At 67.6% G+C, this 18,928-nt stretch carries 14 protein-coding genes and 1 pseudogene; 13 read left to right on the top strand and 2 right to left on the bottom strand.

The genetic code is table 11. The features are described from left to right. The first annotated feature begins 510 nt into the window (after window positions 1-510). From ABR737_RS01250 to ABR737_RS01240, 3 genes are all read left to right on the top strand, one after another. Window positions 511-2,034: a hypothetical protein gene (locus ABR737_RS01250; RefSeq protein WP_350248284.1), complete on the top strand. Its 1,524-nt coding sequence runs from the start codon at window positions 511-513 to the stop codon at window positions 2,032-2,034. A gap of 512 nt (window positions 2,035-2,546) precedes the next feature. Continuing rightward, entirely contained in the window at window positions 2,547-3,572 is a 1,026-nt protein-coding gene (locus ABR737_RS01245) for an ADP-ribosyltransferase (protein ID WP_350248283.1), read from the top strand. A 223-nt stretch (window positions 3,573-3,795) separates the two neighbouring features. Then, window positions 3,796-4,575: a hypothetical protein gene (locus ABR737_RS01240; RefSeq protein WP_350248282.1), complete on the top strand. Its 780-nt coding sequence runs from the start codon at window positions 3,796-3,798 to the stop codon at window positions 4,573-4,575. A gap of 640 nt (window positions 4,576-5,215) precedes the next feature. Here the strand turns inward: ABR737_RS01240 and ABR737_RS01230 are convergent. Then, window positions 5,216-6,525: pseudogene (locus ABR737_RS01230) on the bottom strand (helix-turn-helix transcriptional regulator). Window positions 6,526-6,688: 163 nt separating this feature from the next. Between ABR737_RS01230 and ABR737_RS01225 the strand changes: the two are divergent. From ABR737_RS01225 to ABR737_RS01200, 6 genes are all read left to right on the top strand, one after another. After that, the gene (locus ABR737_RS01225) at window positions 6,689-6,817 is read left to right on the top strand and encodes a hypothetical protein (protein ID WP_350248279.1); all 129 of its coding nucleotides are present in this window, start codon (window positions 6,689-6,691) and stop codon (window positions 6,815-6,817) included. A gap of 107 nt (window positions 6,818-6,924) precedes the next feature. Continuing rightward, window positions 6,925-8,421, top strand: coding sequence for an MBL fold metallo-hydrolase (locus tag ABR737_RS01220; protein ID WP_350248278.1), 1,497 nt, complete (start codon window positions 6,925-6,927; stop codon window positions 8,419-8,421). Further along, a complete protein-coding gene (locus ABR737_RS01215; protein WP_350248277.1) occupies window positions 8,418-9,290 on the top strand; it encodes a hypothetical protein in 873 nt (290 codons plus the stop codon). Before ABR737_RS01220 ends, ABR737_RS01215 begins: the two co-directional genes overlap by 4 nt. Beyond that, window positions 9,274-9,666 (top strand): VOC family protein, encoded by a 393-nt coding sequence (locus ABR737_RS01210; protein WP_350248276.1) that lies wholly within the window; start codon window positions 9,274-9,276, stop codon window positions 9,664-9,666. Before ABR737_RS01215 ends, ABR737_RS01210 begins: the two co-directional genes overlap by 17 nt. Window positions 9,667-9,686: 20 nt before the next feature. Next, window positions 9,687-10,370, top strand: a complete 684-nt coding sequence (locus ABR737_RS01205) for a GNAT family N-acetyltransferase (protein WP_350248275.1) — start codon at window positions 9,687-9,689, stop codon at window positions 10,368-10,370. Window positions 10,371-11,468: 1,098 nt separating this feature from the next. Then, a complete protein-coding gene (locus tag ABR737_RS01200) occupies window positions 11,469-12,527 on the top strand; it encodes a GNAT family N-acetyltransferase (protein ID WP_350248274.1) in 1,059 nt (352 codons plus the stop codon). Between the two features lie 5 nt (window positions 12,528-12,532). Here ABR737_RS01200 and ABR737_RS01195 read toward each other — a convergent pair whose 3' ends face one another. Then, on the bottom strand, window positions 12,533-13,096 hold the full coding sequence (locus tag ABR737_RS01195) for a helix-turn-helix domain-containing protein (RefSeq protein WP_350248273.1): 564 nt from the start codon (window positions 13,094-13,096) through the stop codon (window positions 12,533-12,535). Between the two features lie 313 nt (window positions 13,097-13,409). On the opposite strand from ABR737_RS01195, the gene ABR737_RS01190 reads away from it, so the two are divergent. The 4 genes from ABR737_RS01190 to ABR737_RS01175 all read left to right on the top strand — a co-directional run bounded on the left by ABR737_RS01190 (window position 13,410) and on the right by ABR737_RS01175 (window position 18,373). Next, a complete protein-coding gene (locus ABR737_RS01190) occupies window positions 13,410-14,813 on the top strand; it encodes an ADP-ribosyltransferase (RefSeq protein WP_350248272.1) in 1,404 nt (467 codons plus the stop codon). Between the two features lie 82 nt (window positions 14,814-14,895). Next, window positions 14,896-15,294 (top strand): hypothetical protein, encoded by a 399-nt coding sequence (locus ABR737_RS01185; RefSeq protein ID WP_350248271.1) that lies wholly within the window; start codon window positions 14,896-14,898, stop codon window positions 15,292-15,294. After that, entirely contained in the window at window positions 15,291-15,611 is a 321-nt protein-coding gene (locus ABR737_RS01180; RefSeq protein WP_350248270.1) for a hypothetical protein, read from the top strand. Before ABR737_RS01185 ends, ABR737_RS01180 begins: the two co-directional genes overlap by 4 nt. A gap of 1,844 nt (window positions 15,612-17,455) precedes the next feature. Beyond that, a complete protein-coding gene (locus ABR737_RS01175; protein WP_350248269.1) occupies window positions 17,456-18,373 on the top strand; it encodes an AAA family ATPase in 918 nt (305 codons plus the stop codon). The last annotated feature ends 555 nt before the right edge of the window (window positions 18,374-18,928 follow it).

Genomic DNA, 18,928 nt, shown 5'->3' with positions numbered 1-18,928 from the left:
CTCCCCGCGCTGTGCGAGTGCGTGGGGGCCCACCAATTTCTTCTCTCACCGCGGCCACGTGCGATGGGACTTGCGGCTGTGGCCTTCGGTCAGCCCGGACCGCCACCGTCGCAGTCACGGAGCTTCCGGCGGGCCACGGCGCTGCCCTTCATGTGTGGGCCGGTGGCCTGAGGAGCGGTGCGAGCACGCCGCGGTCGTGAGGATGGCCGTGCGGACTGGCCTGGCGTTGTAGGAGTGCATTTCCGCTCCCGCGCCGTGAGGTGTCCTGAGGGCGGGGGCGCATGGGAGCGCGAACCCGGGATTCGCCTGCTGCCTGCGGTGGCGCGTGGCTAAGCTGGCGATCTGGCCAGACACGTACTGCCAAGGCCGCCGTCATCGTCGTCCACGCCCGTCGATGACACCGTCGGCAAGGGTTTGCGGACCCCGTGGTGGCATTTTCCCTTTATTGTCCCTAATTTCCGTTGTGGCATGCGGCGTGGTGGTGATGTCACTGCGGGGAGAAGCGACATCGTGACCAAGAAGCGCACGACCAGTCAGCAGCGCGCACGGGAGTTGCAGGCCCGGCATCCCGGGCTCTCGCTGAGCGAGGCTCTCGCTCTCGTGCGGTCGGGCAGCCTCACCGAGCCAGTGACCGCCGATGCCGCACGTCAGGCGCTGCGGGCCGTGGTGGCCGATGCGTCCGTGCATGACAGCTGGCGGGAGAGGTTCCGCGGATGGCTTGTGGGAGCGGCCGCGGACGACTGGCCGACGCCGCAGGTCTGCGTCGAGTTCTGCTCGGACTTGCATGCCCTTGCCGGCGAGAGCGAGGTGCTGGATCCGGAGCGGCTTCGCGTGCCGATGGCGATGACCGACATGCTGCTGCCACAAGTGCAGCGTGCCATCGGAGACATGGCGCGGCTCGCCGGGCGCCGCTCGTACCAGAACTGGTTTGGCGTGCAGCCACCGTGCGGGGCCGGCCGAATCTGGGAGGCCGAGGGGCCGTGGCACGCTGCCTCGCAGCGGTACGTGTTCGCGGTGGCTGCGGCGCTCGACGGGCCGTTGCGGCCGCTGCTTCGCCACGGGTTCGGTGTGCTGTCCGCGGTGCCCGATGTGGTGTACGGAATCAGGCCGGTTGCCGGCCATCGCTCGCAGCGGACGATGTGGATCTACACGCCCGACGGGCTGCGGATCCGGTCCGTTCCCTACCCCCGGCCATGGGGAACCGAAGCCGTGCACGGCAGTTTCTCTGTCCGGACGCTCGGTGACCGAGTCCTTGCTGCCCGGGCCCTGCTCAGCGATGCCCTGGGTGGCACCGCGCCCCCCGCTCAGGCTTCGTGTTCCGGCTGTCAGGGCACGGGATGGCTCGAGACCGAAGATGCGGACCACGCTGTGCACCGGCCGCACTACCACCCCGCCAACTCGTCCATGGCACAGACCTGTCTGTGCGGGGCGTGCCGCGGGACTGGTCTTCGGGGCCTGCCCGCACGGGAGTTCGCCGAGCGGTTTCTCACTCCTCTCGCCCCTTCCTGGACCATGGCCCGAAGTGACGTCCTCAGTTGGGCGGCGACCCGAACGGCCCGGGATGCTCGGCGGGACCTTCTCTCATGTGCACCGGGACTGCAGATCGGCTACGCCGACGCCGTGGTACGTGCTCTGGCGCGGGCTGGCTTTCCTGTTGACATCACGTGTGAGGCGGATGGCGGGGAAGGCTGGGGCGTCGACTTCGACACCGCTGGGCATCTTGGGGCCTGGGTCCTGTTGCCGGGACATCCCGCACCTGCCCATCCTGATTCCGACGGCACCTTTCTTGCCTGGTCCAGCGACCGTGGCTGGTCCAGCAGTCCCCATCACGCGGACCCGTCCGTGCCGATGAGCACCCGGCTCAGGCACCCACCTCGTGCCCTGTGCCCGGGAATTCTCGTGCCCGCGCCGGACGAGGTGGCCCGCGCCCTGGGCAAGGCATCGCTCGATGCTACGGCGGGCGAAGTGCGATGGGTCCGGCCGGCCGATTTCCACGCCGACGCCTACAGCCAGGTCCTCGCCTACCTGTCCTAAGGCCAGCCGGCGCGCTCCGCCCCGCGCACCGTCGCTTAGCGCGCGGGGCCGGAGGATAGACGGCTCCCGATGGCCCGTCGGGGACCAGGCGAAGCGCTCTGTCCACAGGCCGCTCTTCGCATCGTGTTCGGACCTTGTTGGTTCGACGCCCGGGTCGGCAGGCCGGCCCGGGGAGAGCGAGGGCATGCGTGTGCCGATCCATACCCCAGGGCGGGCGGCGGTGTACTGCCTCCCATCCGAGCGTGCGCGTTGCGCGGCGGGCCGCCTCTTCGACGCTCGCCCACGACGTTGCGGAGGCTGGAGAGGGGCACCCCGCCGCCGAGGCGTATGCACAGGCGGAGTTGTGGGCTGACAAGGCGCGGGAGGCGGCCCGCGGTGGTGATGACGACCGCGCCGGGCAGTGCGCCGCGAACGCGAAGCAGTGCGGGCAGGCATCACGCCGTTTGCTGGCAGACCGAGACGCGGAGACGCCGTATCCCACGGTAGAGGAGACAGGTCCTGGAGCGGGGCAGGTGCCACTGCCTCCCGAGGGGCGTTCGGCTCGGGTGCTGGCCGGTGCCGCGGGCGCGGACGACGCGACGGTGGTGCGCCGCGGGGACGGCGGCCAGAGCGTCGCGTGGAGCCAGGACGGCTTCGCTGGCTCAGCGACCGTGTATCCCGGCGACGACGAGGACGGCGGGCACCCGCATGCCCGGGTGGTCTTCACCGACCTGGACCGCGACCGCTACCAGGCCCTCGCCGACTCCCCCTGGAGCTATCGCACCGAGGACGGCAAGGTCATCTACGACCGCCTTCCCGCCGACCAGGCCGAGCAGGTCATCGAGGCCGCGGCCAACCGTCAGCCAGGGACACCGTGGAGGCGACACCGGCTGACCGCTGCGATCTCCCGCCACAAGCTGGACTGGGAGGAGGCGGAAGAGCTCGAGGATGAGTCGTTCCGCTGGTCGCAGGCCCTGACCGATGACCAGGAGAAGTACGTCACCGGGTATACGGAGGACGACTACACCGAGGTCAACAAGCATCTGTACGAGGGGAGGTCGCCGGACGAGAAGGTCAAGGGCATGAGCGTCCCGCTGCGGGAAGTGACCACGCACCTGGACGCGGGGCTGGAGCACGCCAAGCGGCCGGAGCAGCCGCACATCACCTACCGCGGCTACACCCCTCCGTTGGAAGTCCGCAAAGCCGACCGCGTCCTGGAGTGGGCTCACGAGAACTTCAAGGTCGGCGGGGTCTACCGGGACCCGTCGTACATGTCGGTCTCCCACTGTCCTGACATCGCGGCGGGCTTCTCCAAAAACAAGTGGTGGGATTCCAGCGGTGATTCCGGCACGACATCACATGGTGTCGTCTTCGAGATCGTCTCTAGCCGCGGCGCTCCGGTGGCCGCGGTGTCCTACTGGGACAACGAGGAGCGGGAGCGGCTGATGCCTCGCGGCTCGACGTTCCACGTCGTCGGCATCCAGGAGAACGTGCAGATCGACAAGCAGAACAAGGTCGTCATTCAGATGGTCGACGTTCACGATGTCCCCCGTCACTGATCATCGTGGGGCGAAGGCGGAGAACTCGATCTTGTGCCGGTTCGCCGCCCGACCACCTCCGGTCCTGGCTGCGGTAGGGGCCAGGAGCCGGAGCTGGCCGGTGGGCGGGGTGCGGGCGCCCCACGGCCTCTGCGGGTTCGGCTATCGCGTGTGCACCAGCTCATGCGGCAACGCCGCTAAGTGTGTCCTGCCCGGGTTGGCAGCTGACCGCTAGGCTGCGGGCGTGACTCCATCTGCCGCCGCAGTGCGCCCCATCAACGACATGCTCCAGAACCCGGACTACATCGAGCTCACGTACCGGCTGGATGCATCGCTCGGGAACCATGAGTACGAGGACACCATCGAGAAGTGGACCGTCACAGCCCACCTCGGCGAGAGCTTCGGACTGGACCGCATCCCGCCCTGTGAAGACTGCACGGCGAAGTGGCAGGCGCTTTACGAGGCGGACGGCTTCGTCGATGAAGGCGAGGAATGCGAGCACCGCCTCCACGTGGGCACGCTGGAGTTCTACAAGGTCCGCTGGGGCGGCAGCCAGAACCCGTTCTGGGCAATGGAGGAGCAGTCCCAGAACCTCTACGAGATGGCTGAGGTCATCTTCTCGGCCGAGCACGACGACTACTCAGAGGAGTTCAACGAGATCACCGAGGGTGGTTTCGGCGGCTCCGACGTCCTGGTGGTCTACCGCGTCGAACTGACGGAAGCCTGGCGCGGGTTCGGGCTCGGCCCGATCATGGCCTCCGACGGCATCCGGCGCTTGTCCGGTGGCTGCTGCGCGGTGTTGATCCACCCCACGCCCATCGACTCCCACGGCATGACTCACGACGAGGTTCAGCATGCCCGCACTCGGCTGCAGCAGACCTGGGAAAAAGTCGGCTTCGTTCCCTACGGGGACGGCCCGTACATGATCTTCGCAACGTCCTGGGCGGCCCCGGAGCAGAAGGCCGTCAAGCTCCGTGAGGAGCTCAAGGATCTCAGCGCCCGGTGGCGGGCGAGCAGGCGGTAGCCGAAGGGTCGTCTGCGCTTTGCCGGGACACCAGTTCCGTTCGGGAAATGAGGCAGGCCGTTTTTCAGCCTGCCGAGGGGCGGAAGGGTGAGCAGCACTGTGACGACGCCCAGCGGAGGGTGGTCGGGCAGGTAGCTGGACGCAGTACGCCCGCCGCGCTCGAGGGCACGGCGGGCGGACGTTCCGGGTGGCAGGGCTCCGGAGGCACCAGCACGCAGCGTCGACAAGGGCGAGCTCGTGCCAGCCATCGGGGTGGGCCATGAGCCTGTAGGCGTCGTGAGAAGGCTGGCCAGCTGTCGAGAGTGCTGAGCGCCACGCCTCTCGGCCGCGCGAGCCTTGCTACCGCCGTTGTCGTTAGAAGATCGGGGGCGGCCGACGATGGTGAGGCGGGCGACGGTGGCTCAGCTTATGGGGCGTCGGTCGCCGTAATAGCGGCTGCGGATGCCTTTGGCGAAGCCCACCCACGATGTGCGGAGTGCAAGGGGGATCGGCGGGCCGGGGAGCTTCCGCTGCGGCCCAGTGACGACCGCCCAACCCTCTCGGCGGCACTTACCGGCCCTACTCGTTCTGATCGACTGCGGCCAGTCGCGGCATGCTCCAGAGGCGAGCGCCAGAGAGGGATGGAAGATGGCCTCTCGTATCACCTGGCCCGCATACGTTCAAGGAATTCATCCACGCCTTCGGCTCCGACGTGCTTCTTGAATCCGGGCACCAGGCTGCGGACGAGAGCCGCACATCGCGGAGCGCCGATCTTGTTGGCCAGGGTGAGCGACTCCGTTGCGGCGGCGGCCGCATGGTCAGGTTCGCCCGCCGTGAGATAGCTGCCCGCCTTGAAGGACAGGAACACTGCTCGGGTTTTGCTTCGAGCCCGAGGGAGCAGATCCATTCCTTCCCCGATCAGTTGGTGCGCTCGCGTGGTCTGGCCCAGGTCGAGCAGGCATTGCCCGGAGTCCACCAGGAGGTCGGCGGTCGACATCCACGAACACCAGAGTGGTGATGGCTCGTGAGCAGAGGTCGCCAGTGCCCGCTCGGCTTTCGTGAGGGACTGGTGGCATGCGCGAGACTCTCCAAGTGCTGCTTGCGCGCGGGCGAGGCGCAGGTGGAGCAGCGTGCGGTCGGATGGTCGGTGCGGGTGAGGGCCTTGGAGAGGATGGTTGCCGCTGTGTGGGGCTGGTTGAGCCAGGTGGCCTGGTAGGCGAAGTCGGAGAGGATGCCGGCGCCCAGATCACGGTCCCCGGAGGCGTGCGCGCTGTGCAGGGCTCCGTGCCAGTAATTGCCGGCAGAGGCGTGTTTGCCCTGGTCGAAGCGGTACCAGCCGAGAGTCAGGGCAAGGCGTGCGGCCAGTGTGTTCAGGCGCTGGCCGACTGATGGTGTGTAGTTACGGCCGTCGATGAGTTCGGTGACGGTCGTCAGGTGCGCTTCGAGGAGTCTGCCGGTGTACTGGCGCTGCTCGGTGACGAGGCTGGTCAGCTTCGTGGCGGTGGTTTCCAGCAGGTCGAGGAGTTCGGCATCTACGGGCTTGCCGTCCAAGGCGGCGGTGAGGACCTCGGGTTCGGTGGTGGCCCACTGGTGGGAGAGGGCGGCGAGGGCGCCGGTGCTGTGGGTGAGGAAGGTGCGGCGGTCCATGGAAGTTCGCAGGGCCTCTCGAAGAGCGGGAACGGTGCTGTGCGGCCCAAGAGGAATCGAGCTTTCGCGCCCCGGTAGCCAGTTCGGCCAGCTGCGGGTGTCGATGAGGCTCTGGTCGATCTCGAACACGTCGGCGAGGAGTAGCTGAGAGTCGGCGTCGGGAGTGGCTCTGTTGTTCTCCCACTTCCAGATCCGCTGACGGTCAACGCCGGAGCGCAAGCCACGCCGAAGGGCCGCGTCCCGGATCCGGCGGGCGAGGTCCTCTAGGGACCATCCGCGTGCGATGCGGGCATAGGTCAGGGGGTGGCGGATCAAGTCGTCCACGGGCGCAATCCCATCATCCTGCGTGACGAGAAGCGTACTGCGCGTGGCGGCGGGACTACAGCGGGACTACACCCAACTCCTATGCCAGGTCGAACGGTTGAGCTGTACTCCCAGAAGACCCCGCCAGCAGGGCGGGGCCGAGGACAGCGAGAGGAGAGCCGCAATGAGCGAGTCGAAGACGATCACCACCCCGAAGGTGACGCCCCAGGCGGTGCGCGCCCTGCAGCGCCGCGTGAAGGCGTTCGCCGCGACCGGTGCCACCAGCCACGCACCCACCACGTATCACCGGTGATACGCCGCGGCTGGTGACATGGCGGCGGCCGGGGACGCCGTAATCGTCCCCGGCCGCCGCCGTCCCGCCTCCCCACCGTCCCACGACCACGTAGAGGAGAATTCACCATGGCCGCTCCCACCGGGCTGGAGCTGACATTCCTGGGCCACCAGACGTGGCACATCACTGACGGCCTCTCCACGGTACTGCTCGACCCGATCCTGGCCGAGGCGTTCGGCGCCGGGAAACTGGAGTTCCCGATCTGGCCGCCGCGCACGGTCGACACCGCGGCGATGCCCGCCCCCGACGCCGTGATTCTCAGCCACGAGCACCTGGACCACTTCCACCTGCCCTCGCTGAACCTGCTGCCGAAGTCGGTCCCGGTCTACACAGGCATGACCACCCCGGCCGCCGTCACCGACGCCATCACGGTCCTCGGCTTCACCGTGCACCGCCTGGACCACACCACCCCGCTGACCGTCGGCGACATCGAGATCACCCTCTACCCGGCCGGCGCTCGCACCCTGTTCTGGGAACAGCGCGTCGCCCAGCCCCTCATCCGGCTTGCCGGAGCCCAAGACAGCGACGTGTTCATCGGCGTTGACGCCGACGTCTCCGACCTCTACATCGAGCAGCTCACCGACGGCGCCCTCAAGCCACCGCGACTCGCGATTGTGTCCAACAACGCGCAGACCGTCCCCTACGGCGCGCTGGGCGCGGACAACAACCTGCTGCCCGGCATGGACGGCCCCCGCAACCGCAAGAGTGGCATCGAGATCCTCAACGGACTGCTAATCGACTACCTCCGCCCTCTCGACGGCGTGCGCGAAGTCGCCCTGTGCGGCAACGGGTTCACCGCTCCGCGCAGCCCGCACGGCCCGTTCCTGTACGCCGACCACACCGCGCTCGCCGAGGCGGCCAACGCCCTCCAGCACCTGTTCAAGGTGCACGGCCCCCGCCCCGGTGACCGGCTCACCGTCCCCCGCGGCCCCGGCGCCGTCACCACCTCCCACGCCGAGTGGGTCCACCTCGACCAGGCCACCGAGGCCCGCGCCCTGGCGGACCAGCGTGCCTTCCTCGCCGACCCCCAGCAGGTGGGGCCCACCCCGATCACTGAACCACTGGCCGAAGGCGAGTGGGCCACTGCTCGGGCGCTGCTCGCCGAGGAACTGCCGCGCTTGGCTCGCGAGCTGATCGCGACCCGGATGGGCGCCCTGGCTTCCGGCATCCACGACTACCTCCACGGCCCCGTCGGCTCCCGCCGCGCCGTCTTGCGGCTGCTCGACCCACCCGGCGCCGAGGGCAGCATCGAGTCCTACGCCTGGAACATCACCGGCCCGGCATGGGAGGCGGTGGAATCCACCGGACGGGAAGAGGCCATGGCGCGCTTCCCGTTCGGCATCGAGATTTACTACCAGGACCTGATCGCGCTCTTCGAGGGCCGTGCACAGATCTGGGACGTCGTCGGCGGCTCCTACCAGGGCTGGCACATTGGTGAAGCGCTCGACTCCCCGGTCTACGCCCTGTTCGCCGTCTACGGCGAACATCAGCGTCCCGACCTGGCCGCCCGCTGCTACGACCACAGCCTCACCGCGCTCGGCATCACCCAGGACGCGGTGGCATGAGCACCGTGCTGGCCGGGCCACTCGCCGGCGCCGCCCACGTGCGGCCCGACGGGTGGCTCGCCACCCCTCTGACCACCGATCGCACACAAGCGGAAGCTCAGGCCCGGTCCCTGATCCAGCGCCAGCACCCGACCGTCCCCGGGCCGGTGCGCTGTCTGACCGCCCGCTACCGCACCGCGACCTTCACCCTCGGCGCCCCGCCCCGCCAGCTCCTCAAGCGCCACGGGGACGAGGCCGCCTACCTCGGCGAGGCCCTCGCCTACCAGCTCCTCGCCACCGAGCGGGTACTGCCGGACCTCCACAGCACCTGTGACGCCACCCGCACCCTGATGGTCGACTTCCTCGACGACCCCGCGGACATCGACCGCACAGGCGGCTTCGAGGAACTGATCGCCACCGTCGCCACCATCCACACCGCGCCCGCACGGTGGCCCCAAGCTGTCTCCGACACCATGGCCCCATGGCGCCTCGCCACCACCATGGGCGAGCCCGCCCCGGGCTGGATACGCGACGCGGCAGCATGGCGACGCCTGCTGCAACTGACTGCCGCCGCGCACGGCGAGGCCCACGTCCCCCTCGGCCACCTCGACCTCAAGGCCGACCACTGCCGCCGCCGAGTCGACGGGCACCTCGCCCTCATCGACGCCGAAACCCTGCGCCCAGACCTGACCGGCCTGCCCGACCTGATCACCCTGGCCTACCTCGCTCAGACCGAGGGACGCAATCTGCCTCCTCGCGCGGTCCGCCAGGTCTACCGTCGGTGCATCAATGATCGCGGCGCCCAGTGGAGCGATGCCGACCTCGTGACCGCGCTGGCCGCCTTCGCCGACGCCACCGGTCTGCGCTCGCTCCATGGCGTCGAACAGTGACAACGGAGACAACATGTTCAACGGCATTCGCAGCATCATGATCTTCGCCGAGGACCCCGAGAAGTCCGCCCGGTGGTGGGCAGGCGTCCTTGAGACTGACGTCCATCTCGACATCAACGGCAACGCCGTCTACGCGTGGCTGGAGGTTGCCGGTGTCGAGTTCGGCTTCCACATGCTTGACGAGAAGAACAACCCCCGCGGTGGCAGCCCCGTGCCGTACTGGGCCGTCGAGGACGTCGGCGACGTACGCCAGCGCCTCCTCGACGCCGGCTGCACCCACCACCGCGGCCCCCTCGACGTCGGCGACGGCACCGGCCGCCGCATCGCGCAGCTCACCGATCCGTTCGGCAATGTGATCGGCATCGACGGCTTCTGAACTCCCCTGGAGGCACCAGCATGCGCCACTGGCCGCTCACCCAGCTCACCCTCACCACCCCCGACCTGGTTCTGCGTGTCCCCAACGAGACTCAGCTCGACGACCTCGCGCAGGTAGCGGCCGATGGCGTCCACCCACCCGGCATCCTCTACTTCCCACAGCCATGGGCCTCCGGCACCCCCGAACAGACTGCCCGCAACGTGCTGCAGAACCACTGGTGGGCCCGCGGTGACTGGCACGAGGACAACTGGCGCCTCCTCCTTGCCGTCTTCCACGATGACCAGGTCATCGGTCAGCAGAACCTCTCCGCCCGCGATTTCCGCATCACCCGCGAGGCCCGCACAGGCTTCTGGCTCGGTCAGCGCTTCCAGGCCCGTGGCTTCGGCACCCAGATGCGCGCCGCGGCCCTCCACCTCGCCTTCGCCTGCCTCGGAGCCGAACGCGTCACCTCGACCGCCTTCGCGGACAACGCCGTCTCCCGCCATGTGTCCGAGAAGTTCGGATACGCGCCCAACGGCATTCGCCGCTTCGCCGTCGGCGACCGCCTGGTGGAGGAGCACCAGGCGATCATCACCGCCGAGCAGTGGCGTGGACAAAGCCATCAGCCCACCCTCGTCGAAGGCTTCGACGCATGCCAGCACATGTTCGGCCCGCCCGCTGAACGCGCCGCTCCAGGTCCCGTAGACGTAATCCTGCACGTGTGAAGCGATGCGGAGCCGTCCAACCTGGCGGTCGGACGGCTCCGTGATCTCCATGCTGCTCATCGAGTTCCAGCTGATCGGGCCCTGCTTCTCGCTGCGGCCTGGGGCAGGACGTGCTGCACAGGGCTGCCGGACGCGGCAGCCCTGAAACTCGCCGTGCACGGACAGTCCCGTGAAGTGGATCAGCAACGCGGCGCCGAGGGTGAGCGGCACGAGCGCTCGGCCGCCGGAGACCGCGACCTTCACGGACAACACGAGCACGATTGCCGTCGCCTCGACGTGGTCGCCGCGGCAGGCTGTCGGGAGTCAGCTGTCAGCGTCTTCCTGGGAACTTCCAGGGCAGCAGGAGTGCGGGCCAGGCGACGACGAGGACCTGCCAGGAAGAGGAGGTCCACCGCATCGAAGGCCATGCCGGTACGGCGCATCACCCGGACGGTTCCGATGGCGACGACGCCCCCTGTGATTCGTGGTCAGGTGCACGGCGTTCCTCCTGACGGGCTCGCCGAGCGGTTGTTGAGGGCGTGGTGTGCGGTGCACGCCAAATCCTTGAGGATGTCGGCGGCGGGCCCGGCCGGCGGCGGGTTCGTGCCACAGCGCACTCAGCTCGCGGAGCTGGCGCACCGGGATCAGGCCGAGGAGGCCGCCGTCCTGGATATGGCTGCGCACAGCGGCGAGTTGGTCGGAGTCGATCTGCCGGGGTGACTGCAGCCACCGCGACACTCTCTGGGAAACGATCAACGGCCTGCGTCCCGCTGCGTAACTCCCCGGCATGCGTCCAGGCGTCCGCCAGCGCGTTTACCGAGGTGCGGAGAGGGCTGGACGATTTGCCCACAGAAGCCGCGAAACCCCCTCCACTTGCATGCATGGGCCGAACTGGGGGCTTTGCGGCCCGTCGGCCCATTCCGGTCCCGTGCTCACAGGCCGCGGAGGTGATCGCCATGGTAGCCGCTGCCACCGGACCTCCCGCCAGGTAGCGGTCACTGTCCACAGGCGAAGGCTTCCACGATTGCGGCCAAAGCACCGGCTGCACAGGAGCACCCCGATGGACGGACCGATCTTTCACCTCGCCAACAGGCCGGCTATAACCGGGGAGTCGGCACAGTGATCAAAGTCCACGTGCTCGATGGTTCTTCGGCGTTGGCGTGGATGGCAGAGCGCTGGCGCGATCTGTACGAGCACGATCGTGGCGCCTCCCCGTTCCAGTCGCCGGGCTGGCTCCTGGGTTGGGCTTCCCAGCTAACGCCGCCGGCCGATCCGCTGGTGCTCGTTGCGGCGGACGGGAAGAAGGTTTGCGCCGCATTGGCTCTGGTGTGCGAGCGGGACAAGGCAGGGAAGGTGCTGGTGCGCCCTTTGGCCGCACCTCATAGCGAGTACGTCGACGCGGTGGGCCCCAGCTCGCAGGAGCCTGCCGTCGCAGCCGCCCTGGCGGATCGGCTCGTCGGCCTGGCCCACGAGGGGTTGTCTGTGGAGCTGTCGGACGTCTCCATGCAGTCTCCGCTTGGTCAGGCCATGCTGCGGCAACCGGGTTGGCGTCATTCCACCCTCCTTTGCGCGGTTGTCGCTCTGCCGCTGGACATGTCGTCGATGACCAAGTCGCTCCGGCGCCAGCACACCCAGCGTGAGCGGCGGCTGTCGGTCGGCGGATACCGTGTGAGCTATCACAGAACCCGTACCGCCGAGGAACTCCTTGACGTCTATCCCGGACTGAACATGCTCCACGCTGCACGGTGGGCACGCGATCCCGCCTCGCGCCGTCAGGGGGCCGAACCCACCGCTTGGCTGGATGTCCTGCGGCAGTGCGGTGGTGAAACGGCATTCATCGCATCCATGTCCGTGGACGGAAAGCTGGCGGCTGCGCAGTTGTGCTTGTACCGGGGACACCGTTGCTACTCGGTACTGCCGGCCATGCATCCAGACATGCTCCATCTCTCCCCCGGCCACCTGTTGCTGCGCCAACTGGCCACGTCTCTCGCCGATCTCGGCTTCTCCACGCTCGACCTGGGGCGGACGGTGGAGTCACCAGGGCAGATCGGTTACAAGGCTCAGTACAACCCTCGCTGGAGCTTGAGTTTGACCTCTGCATTCGACGGAGTGTTGAACGGCGGCGAAGAGTTCAGTAGCGCACCTAACAGTTCAGTGGGTAGTTCAGCAGCGCAGTGATCCGTTCAGTGGACACGATACTGAGGACATGGTCGGTCGGCGGGCAGTTCGCCAGTGGTCACTCCGGCGATGAGAGCCGCGACGCCACGGGTAACACGGTCGGAGACCTCGGCTCGGAGGCGGGCCGATGCCAGTTCGGCAAGGGCCTGCTCGCGGTGCCTTCCGCACTCCTGCACGCTTCTCTGTGCCTCTGCCAGCCTTGCCGCGTCATGGGTGGCGAGGCTCTGCAGTTCAGCGTGCACGAGCAGCATCCTTCCGTGTAGTGCGGACCGTGGCGCCGGCCTCGGAAACACCTGCACGCGGAGAGCGGCTTCCAGCCGGGCGATCGTGCCCATGTCTGGTAGCACCTCACCCCGTAGGACACGGCTGACCGTGGCGTGCGCGACGCCAGACGCCTTTGCAAGCCCTCGCAGTGTGTAGCGCATCGTGGTCATGGCCTGTTGGAGGTTGGCCGCCAACGTCTGTCCGTAGTCCGCGCTGACGGGCGCATCCTGGGCAAGCACGGCGTTTGGCCAGGTCCCCTCCACGACGTAGCGAGCTGGGACGCGGTCGTTGCTGCTTCGTGGCATGCCGGAACCCTGCCAGATGCCTCCGACTCCGGTATCCCGGATCGGTTGAAGATCGCCGGTCCTCATCCATGCGCGTGACAGCCCCCATCGTTCGACTGTTCTCGTCCAGGAACAAGTACACGTGATCGTCCGCGGGGAACTCGGCAACTACACGAAGGTTCACCAACATCCATGACCAGTCGCAGAATCGCTGCGCCGAACGTGCGCGATCCCATCGTCGGACGCTGTCCACAGGGTCGCAGCAGCAGCCTCGTCGGACCACAAGGTCCAACGCGGCATCCCACGGGACGCCGCGGAAAGCGAGTACGCGTACGTGTGCCGATCTCTTGCCGCCGGCGGCCGGCGGTGCACCTCATCCCACCCGGCCGTACGGTCAGCCGCCCGAGCTGCATCCTCCCAACTTGCTGAGCGCGTCATCGCGGCCGGCCCCGGTCATCCGGCGGCAGCCGCCTATGCGCAGGCACAGACCTGGGCAGACGAGACTCGGCAGGCCGCAGCGAACGGCGACGACGACAAGGCCCGGCAGTACGCGGACCACGCCCGCCAGTGTGCCCAGGTCAGCCGCACCCTGCTGACCGACCCCAGCGCCGCGACCAGGCAAGCTGATCCCGACGACGCCTTCGCGCTCGGCTCTGCCCAGGCCACGGAGGACGAGCCAGGCGGACTCGGCCGCCCAGAGGCTCTGCCCGAGTTCCCTGAGCATGTACGAGCTGCCTCGGCGCTCGCCCAGGCCAGCGGCGCCGGCGGACAGGCGAAGTTCATCCCGCGGGAGGACGGCGGGCAGAGCGTTGCCTGGGGCCAGCCCGGCTACTGCGGCGTGGCCACGGTGTATGCGGGCAACGATGACGAACACCCGCACGCCCGCCTGACCTTCAGCACCCTGGACCGGGACCGCTACGAGGCCCTCGCCGACTCCCCCTGGCCCTACCGGGTGGAGAACGACGGGGCAGTCGTCTACGACCGCGTTCCGGTCGACCAGGCCGAACAGATCCTTCACGCGGCGCGCACGGGCCAGCCGGGCCGGCCGTGGGAGCGCCACGGGCTGGGCGACCGAGGTGATCGCGTGGAGCTGTCCAGTGAGCGGGCGGCGGAACTCGAACCGGAGTCGAGCCGGTGGGGCGCCGGGCTCAATGAGGAGGAGAAGTCGTGGATAGCCACGTACACCGGTGAGAGCTATACGCAGATCAACGAGCACCTCTACCAAGGCCGTCCGATGGACGAGGACCTCTACATCAACGAGCAGGTCGTGCCAATGCGCACGGTGGCCGGCGGGATCGACTCGGCCCTGTCCAAGGCCGCGCCGGGGAAGCTGCACACCACCTACCGGGGGTTCTCGCCTCCAGAGGAGGTACGTGAGGCCGACAAGGTCGAATCCTGGGTGCGCTCCAACTTCGTTGTGGGCCAGGATTACCGGGACGACTCCTACATGTCCGTGTCCCACTGCCCGGCCGTCGCGGTCGGGTTCGCCCAGCGTTTCTGGTTCAATCCGAAGACCGGGAAGCAGGGGAATGCCCGGCACCGGGTGGTCTTCGAGATCGTCTCGAGCCGAGGTGCGGCCGTGGGGGCGGTCGGCGTCCAGGGGCACGAGGAGCGGGAACGACTGATGCCGCGTGGCGCTTCGTACCGAGTGGTGGGCATCCAGCAGGACGTGAAGGTGGACGATCACCCCTGCATGGTCGTGCAGATGGTCGACACCAAGGACATCCCTCGGCATTGACAACCGTAGATTTCTAGTCTATTTGACTTTTCGCTGGTGGGGGCGTAGAATTCTAATTAGCTAGAAAACTCAAAGGAGGGGAATGAGTCTCACTCCCCGGCAGTTCGAGGATCTCTACCGCGAGCAGATCGACCACCTCGACCTCGCGGACGGCACACGCCTCACACGCGACCTCCTCGTCCGCTACATCAGCGCCTTCCGCATCAAGACCGGCGACGACGGCGCACCGCTCGACAGTCAGTGGCAGACCATCGCCCGCTTTCTACGTGGCCCGCACGGCGCACCTGACCTCACCGAACTGGCAGAGCTCGAAGAACTCGCCGCCGCGATCAAATCGGCGGAGGAGAATAGGGACGCTGCCATCCGCAGGTCCGCCAAACGGTGGCCGGTCGAGTCCACCGCCTACGCGACCGCCCTGTCCGTCCAGCGGATCTACCAGATCCGCACCACTCCACCTAAGAAGAAGGAGCCCCGCCCATGAACCAGCCCCAGCAGCCGAATCCACAGCCTTCCTCCCGCATGGCAGGGCAGCCCGCCCCCCGGCCCGTCCACGACCAGCCGACCCAGACGGACCGGCCGACCTTCGAGGAGCTGACCGCCCAGGCCGACAACACCGACTACAGCCCGCTCTCCGCGCACCTCGACGACGAGGTGCGCACGGCACTCGGGCTGCCGGCCGCGCCCGCCCCGGTCACCATCGACCGCCCCCTGGTCGAGCGCATCCGTGACTACTTCCTCGACCACCCCGAGAAGACCGCGGCCCTGCCCGACAGCGCCCGCGACATCATCCACGTGTAGCCGGCACACCAGTCCCTCGTCCGTTACCGCAGGAAGGCGGTCCGGTAGACAGCTCAGGCCACGAAGGACACCGGGAAGCCTTCCTGTGATCCGCCTTGCGCCTGATCTCTCCCTCGACTTGCGCCAGCGACTGGACCCCGGGCTCACCGGATCTGCACCTGCCTGCGTGCAAACCTCGATCAGCGCAAATCCACGCGGCCTCAGCTCCCATCGCAGTGCTAGTCCACCACAGAGCAGTAGCCAACGACGCACACCGCAGGCCCTTTCAGGAAGGGCCTGTTTCCGTGCGCGCCCCACCCGTGCCCACCCCTTGCACTGGCCCTCAGCGGCGAAGCGGAGCCGCTTGGCGTACCTCATCAAGGTGAGGCCAGTGGACATCCCGCGGCCACATGATGAACCCTCCCTGATGTTCTTGCCGCTACATGTACTGGCTTGATCGCAGCGTCGGACGTCGGGGCGTTGTCTATTTCCCCCTGTCTTCGCCGTCCGTCGTCTCGGTCACCAAAAAGTGCGGCAAGGGCATGGCGGCACCGAACCGTCCCCGCGATTCGGTGAGCTGCGGGGTGGTTGTGGTCGTCGTCGGGCTCCCTGAAGCCATCGCGCTCTGTATGCGTACTGACCTGGTCGAGATCTTCGCCGCTGAATTCCCTCACCGCCCACCCGGAGTTGATGGCATCACGCCTGGGACCCGCCGAACCGATTTCGGCCTCCAGCAGCTCCCCCCGGAGTGGGTAGCACCCCCTGTGCTCCGCCCGGTGCGCTTCGGCGTGCAGCCGGAGCGGAGTCGCCGAAGCTCCTTAGTCCCGGGCGGCCCACACCGTGGTCCTCCGCGGGAAGCACTCTGAGATCGACGAACCGAGCTGCCCCTTGCAGGCGAGGCGGATTGTTCTACCCACGGAGCACACGCACTTACGTCTCCCTGCCGCGCCCCAGTTGGAGCAAGTTGGGGGGCGGTCTTCCAATTGCACAGGCCAGCCCGCGGGGTGACTGGAGAGCCGACCGCCCGCGGATGGGTGAGGTGTACAGAGTTGGCGCGCCGCCGCAGGAGGGAAGCCTCGGTGACCCCGCTTTCCGCGTTGTGTCCCGCAATGCGGCACCGTTAGTGCGCTTGTGAAGTCTCACCTTGAGTACAGCGTCGCATGGTCGCCCGCTTCAAGAGGAAGATCACCTACGCGGTGAACGTCGACTACGCGCCTTTGGGGGCTTTGGCGTTGCGCGCCAGACGGTCTTTCGGGAAATCAGAGGGCCTTAACCCACCCCTCTTGAAGGCAACGGAATTGCAAAAACAGCCCCTGACCAGCAGTTTCACATGCTCACGAGCTGGGCCACAGGGCGGGACACATGGTAGGACACAGGGCCGCCCCCAATCCGCAAAATCAGCCTCCTCTTAGAGCAGCGGCAGCTATCCACGAGCAAGGCCGGGCCCCTCTCGCCACTTCCACTCGATGGAGAGTGACCGCACGCAACACGACGTCGCGTCAGTGAGGCATAATCGTGCGACTTGACAGGCCCATTAGCGAACACACTTAACGAACTAACCACGCCTGTCACCAGATTTCGGTCGCTCTCTGCTAGCGTGGCCCCGCCGCCGAGCACTTCGGGTGGCAACGAGCCGCCAGCCGCTGCTGGCCGGCGCCAACCTGACAGTCCGTCGTCGGGAGACGAGCGGTGGTGCGTGGGCTTCAAGGCCGTGCCATCCAGCGCAGAACTCCCTGGCGGCGGGACTCACCGCAAATTGAGGGTCGGGGGCGCGCCGCCAACGATGCGTCTGCGCACTCACAAGAACCGTCCGTGCGGGACGCCAAGTACCGACTCGCCACAAGAGAAGCAGGTAGAAGCCAGACATGTCTGAGCAACTCACCCATGGTCCGGTCGAAGGGGCCACATCCTCAGTCGCCCCTGAGGTGGCAGACCTTCCAGCCGCGTTTGTCCCGAGGCAGCTACCCACGCCGTCCCTGACGCTGCCCGAAGGCATCAATCCAGAAGTTCGGGCTCTGGTCGAGGAGCTGCCCGAGCCCCTCCGGACCGCCGTAATCGCTGCTCTCAACACGCCAGACGGCGTGAAGCTGACCATGGGCAACGCGAAGGGCGGCGTCATGAAGACGACGCTGTCCGTCTACATCGCGCTCATCCTTGCGTTGACCGGAGAGCCCGTCCTCCTCGTCGACGCCGATGACACCAATAGGACTTGCCTGAAGTGGCAGGCTGCGGCTGGAGCGGACTGGCCGGCCAACATCACGGTGGTGGGATACACCGGGCCAGCTATGGCCAAGCAGGTAACCGACCTCATGGCCCGCGGGTTCAAGCACCTCATCATCGACGTGGGACCCACCGACAAGGGAGTGCTCAAGACCGCCTGGGCACTCACGAAGCAGGGCATCGTCCCTACCCAGCAGCACGTAGGCGACGTCGTCCAACTCACCACCACGTTCGATCTCCTCAAGGAGATGGGCGAGCCCATCGACCTCAGCGTGATGCTGGCGAAGTCGTTTCCCAACCGTCGCAGTTACACGAACGCTCGCCAGTACATCGTCGGCCTGACCCATGCAGACGACACAGATCCCTACCCGGAGGGGCTACCCACCGTAGGACTGCTCGAGGGCACCGTCCCGCTGCTCGAGGACATCGCCGAGACCTGGGGCTCGATTCCTGAGGACTTCGGGCTCTTCAGCGCGGTGCTGGCTGAGAAGCTCGGAGTGCCGACTACCGTGATCGCTGAGCGTGTAGCCCGGTGGCACGAGGCGACGGAGGCGCGGAGGTAATGGCCAGCAACAAGAACTCGGGCTCTGAATCCGCTTCGCCGCGGAGGCGCCCGGCCAAGCCCAAACAGAGTGCTGCATTCGGCAAACTCAACCAGCTGTCCGCTTCAGGCGCGCTTACCGCCATCAACAACAGCGCACCTGCCAACACTGCACTGGACGCAGTAACCGACCCGGGTCACGAGGCTGGCGCAACAGAGTCGGCAGTCAGCGCTCCCGTCGCCTCGCCGGCAAGCACTCCCGAGCACCCCCACCGCGTACCAGCTCCAAGCAGCGAGGTCGTGCCTTCGCCTGTCGTGGTGGAGGAAGGAACGGAGCCGGCCTCCACTGCCGGTCCCGGAGACCCGTCGGCCGGCCAAACACCCCCGACAACCCAGGCCGACTCATCCGCACCAGCCACCCCCGTGGCAGGCGGAGGAGCGGAGTCGCCCCCCAGCGCCGGTCCCGGAGACCCGTCGGCCGGCCAAACACCCCCGACAACCCAGGCCGACTCATCCGCACCAGCAGATGATCTGCTTCAGAGCACCACGGCACTTCAAGGAATCTCCCTGCCCGCTT

It is taken from the genome of Streptomyces sp. Edi2 (genome assembly GCF_040253635.1).
Classification (GTDB): Bacteria; Actinomycetota; Actinomycetes; order Streptomycetales; family Streptomycetaceae; genus Streptomyces.
The sequence above is the reverse complement of the archived record's forward strand: the minus strand, read 5'-3'. Positions and strand labels throughout refer to the sequence as shown.